Raw genomic sequence first — 15411 nt, forward strand, 5'->3', positions numbered from 1 at the left:
GGCAGCCGAGAGCCGCGCCCCGCTCGCTAGATGATTACGCCGCGCGCGATTGGCTCAGCGTGAAGGCTAGCAGGTCACCGTCAGTCGGCTCGCCCCAGGTCTTGCGAGCCAGCCAATCGAAGAATGCCGTTTCGACAATCTTCGAATCCAGCCCTCGGCGGCGCCAGTCGTCGCGCATGTGCGTGCCAAGTCCCGGCAATTCATCTTCTTCAAACGACTGCCGCGCGATCTCCCGCTCGGACTCACCTTGTTCGTCGTACAACTCGCGCGCTTCCTTGCGGCGATACGCCGAGTACTCGCCGAGCAGACGCGCCTTGAGGTCGTCGGCCGGCGCAGCAACCGCAGCCTTGCCGCCACCACTCGACGGCAACGCTTCGACCGGCGGCGCGTAACCTTTCTTCAATGCGTCCTTGAACAACGCGGGCGCGCTGCGCACCGGCGGCAACGACGTGCTGCGCATGCGTTGCTCGGTCATCTGCAGCGCGGCGCGAATGCGATTTTCTTCGCTGTCGGCGTAGAGCGTTTGCGCTTCTTTCAGCGGGATGCCGATCTTCACCATCCGGTCGACCAGCGTACTGTCGAACACGTTCGGATGTTCGTCGAGCGCGAGCATCGGCTGCTTGCGTTCGGTCACGCGAAACTGGATCTCGGCGACCCGGCGTCCTTCCCGGTGCTCGATCAGTTCGACGAAGATGTTCGTAACGGCGTTGACCTCGGCAATGGCCGGGCGCAAGTAATCACGTTTGAAGTATTTGTACTCGCGCTTCGCTTCATCGCCCGCTTCCGTGTCGGGCGTGCCGGAGAGGATAGGGCGCCACCACTCCCACGTCTCGCGCATCGTCAGATGGCTCGGGTTGGTCAGGTAGCGCACGCAAATCTCGTACAGCGCGAGACCCGCGCTGCTGCGCAACTGGCTCTGGAACTGGAGACTCAAGCGGGCATACTGAACCGGATCGAGCAGTTTCTTCTTGATCTTCGGTGCGAACGAGAATTCCACCCAGACACGGCGGGTGGTGGGGTCTTCGAGAATTTCCGCGTCGGCAATCAGCGTGGAAATACCCCATTTCCGCCCCGGCTTCTGACTGGACGTGCCGGTGCTCCATTCGACCTGCACCGACACCATGCGCCGCAAGTGCTCCTTGACGAGCGCGGTGTCGTTGGAATCAAACGCGGAGTTCGCGACGATATCGGACAGCAAGGCCCGATACGTGTCGCCGGATTCGTCCGCTTGCTGAGCCACGGCGAGGAGCACGTTGAACAGTTTGCGGGTAAGGAGCGTGATTTTGCCGCTTTTAGGCTGAATCGCGATCGCCTCGACGGCTTTGCGCAATTCGGCCGAGCTCGGGCTGACTACGTCGGTCTTCTTCGCGCGCTTCGTGGCCATGCGTCTGGTCGAGGAGGGATTTGGCGAGAGCATACCGGCTGCGGTGATACGCGTCTATAGCGTGCATCTCACCGTTGCGGGTGAAGCGAGTTTACGAGGCGCGACTCACCTCGAGCAACTCCCGAAAACCCTCACCTCAGCCGTTTCGCGCCAGGTTCGGGCCATCCTTGCAGGTCGCGGGCCTGGCAAATTCGGACCATTTCCGCAGCGGGCGCGAACCGGCGCCATCTGATCCCGAATGTTCTCACCTCAAAAAAATTTCGAGAATTTTGACGGGTTGCCCGCCGACCCGGTGCACTTGCGGTCTACCAAGTCCGTGAACAAGCTTCGAGCAATATTTGGCCAGCAGGGGAGGGCTGCGCCGGCGCAAAGCGTGCCACGCTGACAAGCCAAACGGTGGAATCGACGCCACCTTAACAAGCAACACCTCCGCATGCGTGCTCCGCTGTGCGAAGAGCGCGCCGAGCACGGCTACAAGCCTGTCGCCGGCTTTCTTGACCCGCCCTGCACGCAGCTCTGCCCATGCATTCACGCGATGCAGCAGCCCCACGCGGGATCTCTCCGCAGGCGTCGCAAGCTTTCCAACCGTGCACCCGGCCCAGATCGGCACCGCCTGAGCTTCGTGCATCGATGCCACTGCCACTTGTCACTGCCACTTGTGCAACCGTTATAGGCAGTGGTCGACCAAGACGTCCTGACTCGATGGGTTCGAATCAACACTCTCGAAGCCCCCGAAAAAGCTCACCTTAATGCTAGCGGCATGCTTGGAACGACGCGGCCTTCAGGCATGTTGAACTCCCAAAGCACGGAAAAACGGTCCCGAAAAACCTCACCATAGGGCTATCTGAGGGTCCCCAAACCACCTAAAAAAGAGCCCCCGAAAAACCTCACCTTTGCGAAAGCAATCGAAAATACTCAATGATTTCATAATCTTATAGATTTCAGTTTAGCCGCGTCATCTGCGAACGCTCCCGTAAAATCTCACCTCAAAGCCGATTTCGGTGAATTCCGGCATTTTTGATCGCGGCCGTCGCCGTCCTGAAAAATCTCACCTTTCGATTTCAGCGACCGTAAAACGCAAACGACTTCGGCAGCGTCGGTAGGGCTTTTCCGGGCGATGGAAGCCATTTTGGTCCTGTATTTCCTCACCTTAACGATCGCCGAGCACCCAAACGACTCCTGAAAAACCTCACCTTTGATCCAAACCAGGTGCATTTCACGGACGGCGCATGCCACAAAACCCGACCTCCCGAATTTCCTCACCGTTGGCAGGCAGCGATCGACCAACTCATCGCCGTCGACTTTGGATTCAGCCCGAAAAGCAGCCTCGCTCCCGAAAACTCTCACCTTAGGCACCGGAATGCACAGAAATAAGGCAAAAATGCCACCCCTTCCCCGTAAAATCTCACCTTCGGTTCGCGTTTTCTCCCGACTTGACTCACCAATGGGGTTAACGAGCTCAAAATAAGGCCGAAATTGGGCGGACGAATCCATCCCGAAAGCGCTCACCTTCGCCCTGGTCGACTCTCGAACAGACTTTCGAGCGCCGCCGGGCGATCCACGTCATTCAGGTCCTGCAAAATCTCACCTTTGGTCACACCGCACTTTTGGGGTGACTCCTGAACCCGCTCACGTTCTGTCCCGGACCCGCTCACCGAGGCCCCCGAACCTCATCACTCGACATTCCCGCAAGACCTCACCACCTCTCCCGCAAAGCTTCACCTTACCGGGCTGGAACCCTTGCCAGATAAGGCTTTGCCATGGCGTTAACGTTTTTAACATGGGTTCAAAGGTGTTTACTTTTATTACTCTCTAGCATTTCCCCGCGTGTCCTTCGGACAAAGCCTTCCAACCAAAGTAGCCATGATGAAGCGCTCGTGAAACAGTGCACGATCGCTGTAAAATCTTTAAAAGCTCTTTCTTTACAAGACCTTATTGGCTATTCTTCGTTTTGTTTCACGGAAAAAATCAGCTAGCGCAAATCCGCCGACTCACTTCTAGCAACAAAACACGCCTTTACTCGAATCCATGTCCCAGCCCAACAAATACGTAGCAAACAGTACGTAAATTGTTATGATTCATCCAATTCGAGCGACATCGAGGTATACATGAATCTGGATCAGGAACGGCAATCCATTCGAAACGAGCTTGAAGCTCTGCGAGCCAATGGGGCACGGCGACAAGAACTTTCGCTGCATGCATGCAAGCGACTGTTTTTCGATCTGGGAATCCGGCCCTCCATGGCCACCGTTCGTGATCTGACCCAGACCGGCAGCGCGAGCGACATTCCTAAGGACATCGACCACTTCTGGGAGCGCATCCGAAGTGTGTCGCGCGTGAAAGTTGGCGCCGGCGCTATTCCGAAAGCACTCGAAGACCGTGCCGGCGAATTGCTGGGCGTACTTTTCGAAGAAGCCGTCGCTCATGCACGCACAACGCTCGACGACGAGCGCGAGGAAATTCGCGCGCAGATCACCGCCGCCGACCAGCGCGCTCGAGAAGCGGAAATTCGTCAGCAAGCATCGGAAGACGCGATCAAGCGCAGCGAATTGCGAGCGGAGGCCGCCTGGGAACGTGTTCGCGCGCTCGAAGCCGAGTTGTCGAGCACAACCACACACGGAAATGCTCACCAGGAGGGTTTACAGGCAACGGTGCGCCGACTCGATCACGAAAATGAAGCGCTTCGTCAACGGCTCGACACCGAACTCGCGACCAATGCAACGCTCCGGGACCGGATCGACGCATTGCACGTCGAATTGCGCCAAAGCACTGAACACTATGCGCAGCAGATCAAGGACGCCGTCGCCGAAGCCGAGCGGCGCGTCAAGCCGATGCTAGTCGAGCTCGACTCCTTGCGCAGCATGGCGGGCACTTATCAGTCCGGGGTGCGCGAAGCGAGCCGCAAAGAATTTGAGTTTATTCAGCAAATCGCCGCGGCCAAGGCGCGCGGCGACCGGCTCGACGCTCAGTTGCGCGAGCAATCCGACGAAGTAGACTCGCTCACGAAAGAGGTCGCCGTCCTGCGCGGTCAGCAAGGTATCGATCCGGCGATCGCGAGTCTACTCTGCTCGCTGGTGGACGCTGGCCGGTTGACAAGTGACGAATTAAGGGCGATCGGCACGGCGGCGGATGGTCATGTCGCCCTGCCGCTGCGGTGCCCAAAATGTGAGGAAGGTGAGCCGGAACTGTCGCAGGTGGATCACCGCTTTGAACTGCAATGTCCGGAGTGCGATCACTCATCGGGTCTCGGCAAATCAAGGCTGGAGGCGGTTAGCCGGTTTCTGTCGAGCGACCCGATTGCGGCGTCGGCGTGACGTTTGACGCGGTGCAATAGCGGACAAATTGCCAAAGGTGAGGAAATTCGGGACTCGAAAGGTGAGGAGTTTCAGGACTCGGCGTCTCCCCTTTTCCTTGTCAAACGCCCGTCACGCCTAGGTGCTGGCAGCGGCGGAACGGCCGGATCCGGCACCTCTGCGGCAGGAGAATCCTGCTGATCCATCCAGTTTTGCCACGCGCGATACAGACGGTTCGCCGACACCGCCTGCACGAACCCCAGCCACTGCCCGACCAGTTCCGCCTCGACCCCGCTCTCGAACAGATCGGCTGCAAACGTGTTGCGCAATGTTTGCGGACTGGCTCGCGACGCTCGCGACTCGGCGATCCCGGCTCCGTCGATCAAGGCGTCGACCGCGCGCAGCATGGTGGCTTTATGCATCGGACGTCCGGAAGGCGATGCGGGAAAAACCAGATTACCCGCCAATTCCGACAGACGCCGTTCGGCGAGCCAAGCGTCGAGAATCGCGGCGGCGAAAGGTGCGAGCCGGGTGCGCCGCGTCAGCATCGGATTGGCCGACTCGATTGTTACCCAAGGTGATCCCACATTCACGCAACTAACCGTAAGCGAAGCAGCCTCGCCCGTTTTCAATCCGCCGCCTAAAAACACGGCGATCAAAGCGCGGTCGCGCCGCTCCCGCCAACGTTGCGCCGCAGACAAATCCGGCAACGGCGAAAACAGATGCGCGATCAATGCGGTTCGTTCGGCGTGGTTGAGAAAGCCGGTCGGCTCGTTATCGCGCGCGTTTCGCCACGCTGCTTCGCCATCCTGAGCAATGAAGCGCGCCGGATTGGTCGAAGCGGATTCGATCTCGCGCACATGATCGAGCACTCGCTCGATCAGCCGCAAATACCGCACACGTTGAGTCTTTTTGACGTCGAGTCCGGCGACGAATTCGGCAATCGCGTGAGCTTCGACCGTGACCAGACTCTTTTGACGTGCGCTCAGCCAATCGAGAAAAAGCCCCCACTGCGCCTGGTAGACTTCAGCGGAAGAACGGCGGAAATGTTGTTTGGCTAGCCATGCGTCGAACGCGATTTGCGGGTCGCGGCGCCAGTCTTCACGTTGCTGATCGAAGAGATCCGTGGACGGCGCTGGACGCGGGACCGGGTCGGTCAGGTGAGGAGGTGACATGGGTTATTCTTCCGTTAGTTGCACCCATTGTAGGTGGCAACGGATGGAAATGCAGCCCGGATTCAGTCGCCCCAAGCGCGCGCGTGTTTCAAAGGCGCGTTCTCGGACGACGGCTGCGCAGCCCGCCGTGCCGCTTCTTCATAAGCACTGACCGCGAACGCGAACACCGCCGGCAGTGCCGTGGACGTGCCGAAGTCCACCGCCTCGTCCGTTTCCGGATACGGCAAATCGGACGGTCGTTGAAAAAGACCCAGCATCACCGCGTCGTGCCGGCTGGCGAAGCCGAGGTCAGCCAGCGCTTCGGCTTCGATGGCATGCAGCAAACGCCAGGTGAGCGGCACCTGTTGCACGATGTAGCGCGCAGCAATATTGCGGACAATGTGTTCGAGATCACGCGCTGCGGTTTGATAGCGCAGCGCGGCCAGAGCGTGGTCGGTCGAGTCGGTTGTCAGCTTGTTCATGATCGGCTCCAGTCGATACCCTGTACTGTACAAATATACAGTGTCGGATGCAACCTCGGGCGAAGTCCCGATTCCGCCAACAACTAGTTACGGTGCGCCGGAAGATCAGCCGTGAATCACCACCAGCAGCGCCTTCGCCTCGCCCTTGCCGGCGTTGCGGATCGCGTGCGGCTCGTCGGCGACATAACGCGCGGTGTCCGCCGCCTTGAGCCGTTTCGTCGTGCCGGCCGCCTCGATTTCGATCGATCCTTGCAGCACGGTCAGATGCTCGCGCGTACCGGGTTCGTGCGCGTTCGACACCAGCGCCCCACTTGGCTGCAGCGTCAATTCGTACCACTCGAACTTGCCGGCCAGCTCGATCGGCCCCCACACTCGCAATTGATACTTGGCGTCGTGCCCGCTCAAAGTGGGAATCTCGTGCGGCCCGGAGACAGCGATCGCTTCCGGCGTCTTTTGTGGCGCGAACAGCGAATCGAGGCTGACGCCGAGCGCATTGGTCAGCCGCCAGGCGACCGCGATGGTCGGATTGGCCTTGTCGCGCTCGATCTCCGAGAGCATCGATTTCGACACGCCGGCCGCACGCGACAGATCGTCGAGCGTCATGCGCCGTTCGGCGCGCAAACGCTGAATCTGTTCGCCGACGCGCGGCGGCGCCGCGACTGCCGGGACCGAAGTTGCGCCTGGGATGGGCGCCGCGTTGGCCGCGGCGCGGCGGATACCCGAACTTGCCATTTCCTGACCCATCGTTTAGAGTTGTTCGACATACCGGATTTTAGTTCGGAAAAACGAAAAAATCCGATAAAACTGACAGCCGACTATAACAGGCCGCCTCGTGGTCGCACATGCCGAACACGCTGACACGGGCGCTATCACCCTTTTCAGGAGTCTGGTTCATGCGTGACCTTTACCTCGCCCATCTGCGCGGCACCCTCGAGCAGATTCGCGCTGACGGCTTTTACAAGAACGAGCGCGTGATCGCCAGCCCGCAATCGGCCGACATTCGTCTGGCTAACGGGACGGACGTGCTGAACTTCTGCGCCAACAACTACCTCGGCCTCGCCGGCGACGCACGCCTGATCGAGGCCGCCAAGCAAGGTCTCGACAACGACGGCTTCGGCATGGCGTCCGTGCGCTTCATCTGCGGCACGCAAACCGTGCACAAGGATCTGGAACACGCGCTCGCCGCGTTTCTGCAGACCGACGATTGCATCCTCTACTCCAGCTGCTTCGATGCAAACGGCGGCCTGTTCGAAACGCTGCTCGACGAAAACGACGCGATCATCAGCGACGAACTGAACCACGCGAGCATCATCGACGGCGTGCGGCTTTCGAAGGCGAAGCGCTTTCGTTACAAGAACAACGACCTCGCCGATCTCGAAGCGAAGCTGATCGAAGCGGAGGCCGCCGGCGCGCGCTTCAAACTGATCGCGACCGACGGCGTGTTCTCCATGGACGGCATCATCGCCGACCTCGCCGGCATCTGCGATCTGGCCGACCGTTACGGCGCGCTCGTGATGGTCGACGACTCGCACGCCGTGGGTTTTGTCGGCGAACACGGGCGCGGCACGCCGGAACATTGTGGCGTGCTGTCGCGCATCGACATCATCACCGGCACGCTGGGTAAGGCGCTCGGCGGCGCATCGGGCGGATACGTGGCCGCACGCAAGGAGATCGTGGAGTTGCTGCGTCAGCGCTCGCGTCCCTATCTGTTCTCGAACACGCTGACGCCGAGCATCGCCGCCGCTTCGCTGAAAGTACTCGAACTGCTGGCGAGCGAAGAAGGCGCGCAATTGCGCGCGCGCGTGCGCGAAAACGGCGCGCACTTCCGCAGCAAGATGAGTGCGCTCGGTTTCACGCTCGTGCCCGGCGAACATCCGATCATTCCTGTCATGCTCGGCGACGCGCAGCTCGCTTCGAAAATGGCCGATGCGCTCCTGAAGGAAGGCGTGTACGTGATCGGCTTCTCGTTCCCGGTCGTGCCGAAAGGCCGCGCACGCATTCGCACGCAGATGAGCGCCGCGCACACGCCCGAACAGATCGACCGCGCGGTGGATGCATTCGCGCGCGTCGGCCGTGAACTCGGTGTCATCTAATACGGAGGCGCACGTGAAAGCATTGGCAAAACTCGAACGCGCTCCCGGCCTCACGCTCACGGACGTCAAGAAACCCGAAGTCGGCCACAACGACGTGATGATCCGCATCACGCGCACCGCGATTTGCGGCACCGATATTCACATCTGGAAGTGGGACGACTGGGCGCAAAAAACGATTCCCGTGCCGATGCATGTCGGCCACGAATACGTGGGCGAAATCGTCGAAATGGGCCAGGAAGTGCGCGGCTTTGCGATCGGCGATCGCGTGTCGGGCGAAGGCCATATCACCTGTGGCTTCTGCCGCAATTGTCGCGCGGGCCGCCGGCATTTGTGCCGCAATACGGTGGGCGTCGGCGTGAATCGTGAAGGCGCGTTTGCCGAGTATCTGGTGATTCCGGCATTCAACGCATTCAAGATTCCGCCCGAGATTTCCGACGACCTCGCCGCGATTTTCGATCCGTTCGGCAACGCCACGCACACCGCGCTGTCGTTCAATCTGGTCGGCGAAGACGTGTTGATTACCGGCGCCGGACCCATCGGCATCATGGCGGTGGCGATCGCGAAACACGTGGGCGCGCGCAATGTCGTGATCACCGACGTCAACGACTATCGCCTCAAGCTCGCGCGCAAGATGGGCGCGACGCGTGCGGTCAACGTCTCGCGCGAATCGTTGCGCGACGTGATGGCGGACCTGCACATGACCGAAGGTTTCGACGTCGGGCTGGAAATGTCCGGTGTCCCGAGCGCCTTCACCGGCATGCTCGAAGCGATGAACCACGGCGGCAAGATCGCGCTGCTCGGCATTCCGCCCGCGCAGACCGCGATCGACTGGACTCAGGTCATCTTCAAAGGCCTTGAAATCAAGGGCATTTACGGACGCGAGATGTTCGAGACCTGGTACAAGATGGTCGCGATGCTGCAAAGCGGCCTGGATCTCTCGCCGATCCTCACGCACCATTTCAAGGTCGACGACTATCAGGAAGCGTTCGCCACGATGCTCTCCGGCGAAAGCGGCAAGGTGATTCTCGACTGGACGGCCGCATGAGTTAACACGCGCCGACGCGCGACCACGCTTGCAGTCTCAGCGTGCAGCAAAAAAACGCTTGGACCAACGCCCGCACCGCGCTCACCCGCCTGCGGGCGTTTTAACGAACTCGGCCTGAATGCGCACATGAATATCGTCGCCGACGGCCGGATACCACGTCGCCAGGCCGAACTTCGCACGACTGAAATGACCCTCGGCAGAAAAGCCGAGCGTGTCTTTCTTCGTGAGCGGATCGGGGGCAAAACCATTGAAGGTGACGTCGAGCGAGACCGGTTGTGTGACACCATGAATCGTCAGATCGCCGGTCAACGTGCCGCGCGATTCGCCCGTGCGCTCAAAACGCGTGCTGACGAAGCGAATCTCCGGATAGCGCTCCACGTCGAGCATGTTGGCGCTCTTCACCATTTTGTCGAGCAAAGGCACATTCGTATCGATGCTCGCGGCGTCGATCGTCACCGACGTCGTGCTCTTGTCCAGACCGCCTTCGTTCCAGTCGAGTTCGCCCTTCTTGCGATCGAAGCGCGCCGTGAAGCGCGAATACTTGAAATGATCGATGTCGAAGGTAATGCTGCAATGATCCGGATCGATTTCGTAGCGGCCGGGCGGCACGCGTGTTTCGTTCTGGCTGACCGTATGCGTGAGCACTTGCACGGGCGTGCAGGCCACCGCCGTCAGTAGTGTTGCGCTGAGCAGGGCGCGCATGAAGGTGGCGCGGAGAGTCAGTGTACTCATGAAGTTCGTTCCCGTTGACCGATCGTGCTCAAGATAACAGTTCGCGCACCCAACCTGCAAAAACGCAAAAGACTTGACGAGGGAGAATGATCGTTCTACCCTTCGTCCATGGCTACCGAAACTCACACTGAATCAGTCGCACCCGGCAGCGCGCGCGAGCGGCTGCTGGACGCGGCTGAAGCGTTGATCTACGCCGGCGGCATTCACGCAACCGGCGTGGACGCGATCGTCAAGCAGTCCGGCGCGGCGCGCAAAAGCTTTTACACGCATTTCGAATCGAAAGATGCGCTCGTGGCCGCCGCGCTCGACCGGCGCGACGAACGCTGGATGAACTGGTTTATCGCGGGCACGCAACGGCATGGCAAGACGGCGCGCAAACGCCTGCTCGGCATGTTCGAGGTGCTGCGCGAATGGTTTGCATCGGAGGATTTTCACGGTTGCGCATTTCTGAACGCATCCGGTGAAATTGCCTCCGCGGACGACCCGATCCGGATCGTCGCGCGCCATCACAAGGAACGCCTGCTGGCGTTCGTGCAAACCGAATGTGATGCATTCGCGGCGGAGTCGGACATCGACGCCCGTCGCACGGCGCGCTTGTCGCGTCAATGGCTGATCTTGCTCGACGGCGCCATTGCCGTGGCACTGGTGAGCGGCGAGCCCGATGCCGCCCTCGACGCGCAAGCTGCAGCCCAAGTCCTGCTCGACGCGGAGTGCGCGGGCGAGCCAGGCATCCCGCCAAGCAAACGACCGCCATCCCGGCGAACCGCAACCTGACTGAGGAATTACCATGGCCGACTCGATTGAAACCCGCCCGCCGCTGCCGCCCTTCACACGCGAAACCGCAATCCAGAAAGTGCGCGCCGCGGAAGACGGCTGGAATACCCGCGACCCCGAGCGCGTGTCGCTCGCCTACACGGTGGATAGCGTGTGGCGCAACCGCGCCGAGTTCACGCATGGTCGCGCGGAGATCGTCGGCCTGTTGCGCCGCAAATGGGCGAGAGAACTCGACTACCGTTTGATCAAGGAACTGTGGGCGTTTACGGATAACCGCATCGCCGTGCGCTTTGCCTATGAATGGCACGACGATTCGAACAACTGGTTCCGCTCGTACGGCAACGAGAACTGGGAATTCGACGAGCACGGACTGATGGCGCACCGTCACGCCAGCATCAACGATATGCCGATTCGCGAAGCGGACCGTCTTTACCACTGGCCGCTCGGCCGCCGCCCCGACGACCATCCCAGTCTGTCCGATCTCGGTCTCTGACCTTGCGCGGGTGAACGCGCGATGCGCGTTCACCGCTCTGCCATCGGTTCTCCGTTACTGTTATGTCTGCGCGTCCGGGCACGTGTTGTGCCCACGCGTCCGAGCGTGTCCTCAACATCGCCTGTGCGGCTTGAGGTACAGTGCGCGACGGACGGCATGCAAGCATACCCGGAACATAGATGACGCCGGCGCTCGACCGGTGGCGGAGAGGACATGCATTTTCGGCAGATCAACAAGAATATCCGACGTACCGCAGTGGCGCTCGTTGCCAGCCTCGCCGCTGCGTCGGCCGCCCATGCGGGCAATTGGTGCGAGGGCGGCGTATGGGTCGACGCCATGCTGGGTTCGTATCACATCAACCCTGATCCGAACACGCATTTCGAGCAGTTCAATCCGGGTCTCGGCGTCGAATGCTGGCTCAATAACCAATGGGCGTTGACTGCCGGTGGCTTTCGCAACTCGCTGCGCCGGCCTTCCTACTATGGCGGCGGGGTGTGGGCGCCGGAGTTCGCGCACTGGGGCATCGTGCGGATCGCGGCGATCGGCGGGATCATCTCGGGCTATAACTACGGCAACTGGGGCTTGGGCCGCGACCATACGATCGGGCCGGTGGTCGCGCCGATCGTCATGGTCGAATACAAGCGTGTGGGCGCGAACTTCATCGTGATTCCGCCGATCCCTTCCGATAATCTTCCGTTCACCATTGGGTTTCAATTCAAGGTGAAGTTCTAAGCAAACTATCGATGTCCAGATAGCTTCCCAATCATCCGAAGGCACCGGGCAACCAGCAGCCCGAATTACATTTTCGGTCGATTACTGCTTGCAGCAATACGTGCAACTATCGGCACCAAACGAGGGTTGAACGCCGGGATCGAGCTACCACGACATTCAGCTCGAGCGACGATTGCATCAATGGTGACCCGTGCCACTGCGCGGTGTGCTCGCTTCGCGAAGTGCTTCAGACGGCGATCGCTCACGGGATGCCGCGCCCAGATCAGCGCTGCAAACCAACCGATCACCGTCCATCCGAGCAAGACGTTCACCATGGTCACCGCAAAGGCGTCTTTGCGTTCTCTGGCGTCCGCAATCATTGCGGGCGCCAGATACAGCATCAGCGCACCCAGAACCACCGCACCTTCGATAATCTTCAACATTTCAACACCTCGCTACAGCCTCGGTACGCGCACGACTTTCAGATTAGTGACCGGAGTACAAGCGACCAAGAGACTGGTCAGGTTGACGGCTGCCGGATTCCGAAGACGACCCAACTACGCCACCGTACGAATCATTGACCGAACCGACCGCATTGCTGCGTTCGACTGCGACCGTTTGTGCGCTCTGGCCGCGCTGCGACGCCGGGGCGCCAACCGACGGGCGATACGAAGGTGCCGGACCATACCCACTGGCAAATGCGGGAGCAGCGAAAGCGGTAGTAGCTGCGACGAGCAAGGCTGCAAGAAGTTTGCTTTTCATGATGAATCTCCAATGCGATTTTTTAGAAGCACCGCGAGTCGAGTGAGACCCGCGCCGTTGACAAGTTGTACTTTAGACGGCGCCTATCTTTTTTCTATGCCAATAGCGTGAAATCACAGTTGCTGCAAACCAAACAATGAAGCGGAGTGCGGCCCATGGCGGGTTTCCGGGCATCACCGTGCTGAGAAAGGCCGATTACGAACAGCCTGCGGATGAAAAAAACTTGCGTTCAGGTCGAACCAAAGGGCGAAAACATGGATTCGCCCGCGGTGCTAGCATCGTTGACGGACAAGTTGTGACAACCGCGCAGTGCAGGCCCGACCTGCGAGTGGAGATCCGAAATGTCATCACGTATCGACAAGTCTTCGCTGGTGTTCGACAGCATCGAAAACGATGAGCACAACCGATGCGTGGACCTGTTCCTACGTTCGGACGGCACGTACGGATTCGAAGAATTTCGTCGCGATGTCGAAGACGGCGGAGCCTGGACGCCGGTCCAATACTATTCGGGCGCTGTGTTTCCTTCGAAGGAGGAAGCGCTCGGCGCGGCAATCAAAGCAGTCGTCTGGCTTGCCGATAGGGTGGCTCGTTGAGGTGAGCCGTTCCAGGATGGTGAGGAATTCCAGGAGATAGCGCCGCACCGATAAATGGTGAGGAATTCCAGGAGATGACGCGCATCACGATCAACGGTGAAGCTTTCCAGGAGACAGACAGGTCAAACTTGCCGAGAGGTGAGCCGTCCCAGGAGCCGGAACAGCACCTTAACCACAAACAAGAGACGCAAGGTGAGCCGTTCCAGGAGATCGCCCGGCAAAGGTGAGCGATTCCAGGAGGTGAGTCAACGCCGCGCTGAATCCGCACCTGAGATAAGGTGAGGATTTCCAGGGAGTTCTATTCGTAGCGCCAACGGTGAAGCATCGAGCGCTCAAACACCTCACCTTGAAGCGTATCGGCGTAGCGCCGATGCTGCCCATCTGCTTACATCCTCTTCCATATGCAAACAAAGCGTGAACGCGCCAGCTTGCCCGCGCAACGCTGCGAAAAACCACGTGACCCACGCTATAAGGCGTCACACACACTCACGCGTTTCGCGGCAACGGCCATTCATCGCCGAGCTTGTAACCGCTTCGTAAAACATGATCTTTCGCCGGTTGATAAGTTGCGCATGACACGCAACGTCGCCACTCCAAACACGAGCGACGACGTGGCGTGACCATAGACTCATCGAAGGAGAAAGCATGAAGAAGTTATTGGCAATCGCGGCACTGGCCGCCTTGAGCGCAACCTTGAGCGGATGCTGGTGGGGACCGCCTCCGGGTTGGGGCGGCGGCGGTCCGGGTCACGGTGGCCCCGGCGGCGGCCAAGATGGCGGCGGTCCCGGTGGAGGCGATGGGCCTCATGGTGCGATCTTCGTTCCTGGCAACGCGGCCCAAGCTTGATCGATACACACTGGCCACGCTCAAAGGTGAGGGAATTCGGGAGCAAAAGTCCGAGTTCTTATCGAGCGCGTCTCTGCATGAATTTGACATCGATTTCTTGGGAAACTAGCATTCGCTCAACGCATTTTGATGCCTCCCGCGAATAGACGTCCAACCTTGCTAGAAATCACCATGCACGCCAAGCTCGATAAAGCCGGCCGTCGCGCTGCCGAAGACCGCGCGCAGTGCTCGCACAACGGCACGATCGACTTCGGCTCCGCGGTGCGCGCGCTCGGTGAGGTCGGCATCGAATCGTACTTCACCGATTACCGACGCGGCGAAGTTCATGTCGAGCGCTTACCTCAATGACACCCAACGCCTTCGCCAAGGAAATCAAGGCGGCGCTCGCCCCGCACGCCGACGCAGACCGCGCGCTCGCCATGCGCGCCTATATGCGTCACCAGTTCGACTTCATCGGTGTGCCGACGCCGCTGCGGCGGCAAGCGGTAACGCCGGTTTTCAAGCGGCTGCCGGTGGAGAACGCCGATCACTTGCTGGCGTGCGCCAATCGCTTATGGACGATGCCGGCGCGCGAATACCAGTACGTCGCGACAGATCTGCTGGCGCGCAACTGGAAGACGCTTGCGACCACCGACATCGCGCATTTGCTGGCCATCGCGCAGCATGCTTCGTGGTGGGATTCGATCGATCCGCTCGCGGCCGTGGTCGGCGACGTGCTGAGAGCGGCGCGAGTCGGGACGCCGCAGGCGCAGGCGGTAATGGATGCCGCGCTTCAGCACGAATCGCTGTGGGTGCGACGTATCGCGATGATTCATCAACTCGGCTGGCGCGGGCATACCGACGAAGATCGCCTCTTCGGCTACGCACGGGCGCTCGCCGCGGAAAATGACTTCTTTATCCGTAAGGCGATCGGCTGGGCGTTGCGCGACTACGCGCGGCACGCGCCCGACGTGGTGAGCGGTTTTCTATCGGCCTCGCGAGACCTTATCTCGCCGCTCACCTTGCGCGAGGCGTCGAAGCATCTTCCGCCGATTCGCTGACGCTTCGAT

General features: G+C 60.1%; 18 protein-coding genes. 9 read left to right on the forward strand and 9 right to left on the reverse strand.

What is annotated here, in order from left to right; translation table 11 throughout:
- Positions 1-34: 34 nt before the first annotated feature.
- A complete protein-coding gene (locus P0D73_RS10160) occupies positions 35-1384 on the reverse strand; it encodes a replication initiation protein (RefSeq protein WP_040124205.1) in 1350 nt (449 codons plus the stop codon).
- 244 nt (positions 1385-1628) lie between these two features.
- The gene (locus P0D73_RS10165) at positions 1629-1934 is read right to left on the reverse strand and encodes a hypothetical protein (protein WP_408431231.1); all 306 of its coding nucleotides are present in this window, start codon (positions 1932-1934) and stop codon (positions 1629-1631) included.
- A 1558-nt stretch (positions 1935-3492) separates the two neighbouring features.
- Here P0D73_RS10165 and P0D73_RS10170 point away from each other — a divergent pair.
- Positions 3493-4698 (forward strand): DNA-binding protein, encoded by a 1206-nt coding sequence (locus tag P0D73_RS10170; RefSeq protein WP_408431233.1) that lies wholly within the window; start codon positions 3493-3495, stop codon positions 4696-4698.
- Positions 4699-4769: 71 nt separating this feature from the next.
- Here the strand turns inward: P0D73_RS10170 and P0D73_RS10175 are convergent, their stop codons facing one another.
- From P0D73_RS10175 to P0D73_RS10185, 3 genes are all read right to left on the reverse strand, one after another.
- Entirely contained in the window at positions 4770-5852 is a 1083-nt protein-coding gene (locus tag P0D73_RS10175; protein ID WP_408431235.1) for a tyrosine-type recombinase/integrase, read from the reverse strand.
- Positions 5853-5914: 62 nt separating this feature from the next.
- A complete protein-coding gene (locus P0D73_RS10180) occupies positions 5915-6313 on the reverse strand; it encodes a DUF2471 family protein (RefSeq protein ID WP_132383406.1) in 399 nt (132 codons plus the stop codon).
- A 105-nt stretch (positions 6314-6418) separates the two neighbouring features.
- Positions 6419-7057 carry a helix-turn-helix domain-containing protein gene (locus P0D73_RS10185; protein WP_408177594.1) on the reverse strand — a complete coding sequence of 213 codons (639 nt, stop codon included), beginning with the start codon at positions 7055-7057 and terminating at the stop codon, positions 6419-6421.
- Between the two features lie 149 nt (positions 7058-7206).
- On the opposite strand from P0D73_RS10185, the gene P0D73_RS10190 reads away from it, so the two are divergent.
- Positions 7207-8406 carry a glycine C-acetyltransferase gene (locus P0D73_RS10190; RefSeq protein WP_132383410.1) on the forward strand — a complete coding sequence of 400 codons (1200 nt, stop codon included), beginning with the start codon at positions 7207-7209 and terminating at the stop codon, positions 8404-8406.
- A 13-nt stretch (positions 8407-8419) separates the two neighbouring features.
- Positions 8420-9451 (forward strand): L-threonine 3-dehydrogenase, encoded by a 1032-nt coding sequence (gene tdh / locus P0D73_RS10195; RefSeq protein WP_408177595.1) that lies wholly within the window; start codon positions 8420-8422, stop codon positions 9449-9451.
- 81 nt (positions 9452-9532) lie between these two features.
- Here tdh and P0D73_RS10200 read toward each other — a convergent pair whose 3' ends face one another.
- Positions 9533-10183, reverse strand: a complete 651-nt coding sequence (locus tag P0D73_RS10200) for a YceI family protein (protein WP_408177596.1) — start codon at positions 10181-10183, stop codon at positions 9533-9535.
- Between the two features lie 108 nt (positions 10184-10291).
- Here P0D73_RS10200 and P0D73_RS10205 point away from each other — a divergent pair, with 108 nt between their 5' ends.
- The 3 genes from P0D73_RS10205 to P0D73_RS10215 all read left to right on the forward strand — a co-directional run bounded on the left by P0D73_RS10205 (position 10292) and on the right by P0D73_RS10215 (position 12182).
- Positions 10292-10957, forward strand: a complete 666-nt coding sequence (locus tag P0D73_RS10205) for a TetR/AcrR family transcriptional regulator (protein ID WP_408177597.1) — start codon at positions 10292-10294, stop codon at positions 10955-10957.
- Positions 10958-10970: 13 nt separating this feature from the next.
- The gene (locus P0D73_RS10210; protein WP_132383417.1) at positions 10971-11450 is read left to right on the forward strand and encodes a nuclear transport factor 2 family protein; all 480 of its coding nucleotides are present in this window, start codon (positions 10971-10973) and stop codon (positions 11448-11450) included.
- Between the two features lie 213 nt (positions 11451-11663).
- Positions 11664-12182: a hypothetical protein gene (locus P0D73_RS10215; RefSeq protein WP_408177598.1), complete on the forward strand. Its 519-nt coding sequence runs from the start codon at positions 11664-11666 to the stop codon at positions 12180-12182.
- 65 nt (positions 12183-12247) lie between these two features.
- On the opposite strand, the gene P0D73_RS10220 is transcribed toward P0D73_RS10215, so the two are convergent.
- A complete protein-coding gene (locus P0D73_RS10220) occupies positions 12248-12604 on the reverse strand; it encodes a superinfection immunity protein (protein ID WP_408177599.1) in 357 nt (118 codons plus the stop codon).
- A 43-nt stretch (positions 12605-12647) separates the two neighbouring features.
- Complete coding sequence (locus tag P0D73_RS10225; protein ID WP_132383422.1) at positions 12648-12923, reverse strand: hypothetical protein; 276 nt, start codon at positions 12921-12923, stop codon at positions 12648-12650.
- 341 nt (positions 12924-13264) lie between these two features.
- Between P0D73_RS10225 and P0D73_RS10230 the strand changes: the two genes are divergently transcribed.
- Both P0D73_RS10230 and P0D73_RS10235 read left to right on the forward strand, forming a co-directional pair.
- Complete coding sequence (locus P0D73_RS10230) at positions 13265-13516, forward strand: hypothetical protein (protein ID WP_132383423.1); 252 nt, start codon at positions 13265-13267, stop codon at positions 13514-13516.
- A gap of 645 nt (positions 13517-14161) precedes the next feature.
- The gene (locus P0D73_RS10235; RefSeq protein ID WP_408177600.1) at positions 14162-14362 is read left to right on the forward strand and encodes a hypothetical protein; all 201 of its coding nucleotides are present in this window, start codon (positions 14162-14164) and stop codon (positions 14360-14362) included.
- A gap of 159 nt (positions 14363-14521) precedes the next feature.
- On the opposite strand, the gene P0D73_RS10240 is transcribed toward P0D73_RS10235, so the two are convergent.
- On the reverse strand, positions 14522-14689 hold the full coding sequence (locus P0D73_RS10240; protein ID WP_408177601.1) for a hypothetical protein: 168 nt from the start codon (positions 14687-14689) through the stop codon (positions 14522-14524).
- A gap of 17 nt (positions 14690-14706) precedes the next feature.
- Between P0D73_RS10240 and P0D73_RS10245 the strand changes: the two genes are divergently transcribed.
- Positions 14707-15402, forward strand: a complete 696-nt coding sequence (locus P0D73_RS10245) for a DNA alkylation repair protein (RefSeq protein WP_408177602.1) — start codon at positions 14707-14709, stop codon at positions 15400-15402.
- Positions 15403-15411: the final 9 nt, after the last annotated feature.

Origin of the sequence: Paraburkholderia sp. RL18-101-BIB-B (genome assembly GCF_046026985.1) — a bacterium.
Classification (GTDB): Bacteria; Pseudomonadota; Gammaproteobacteria; order Burkholderiales; family Burkholderiaceae; genus Paraburkholderia.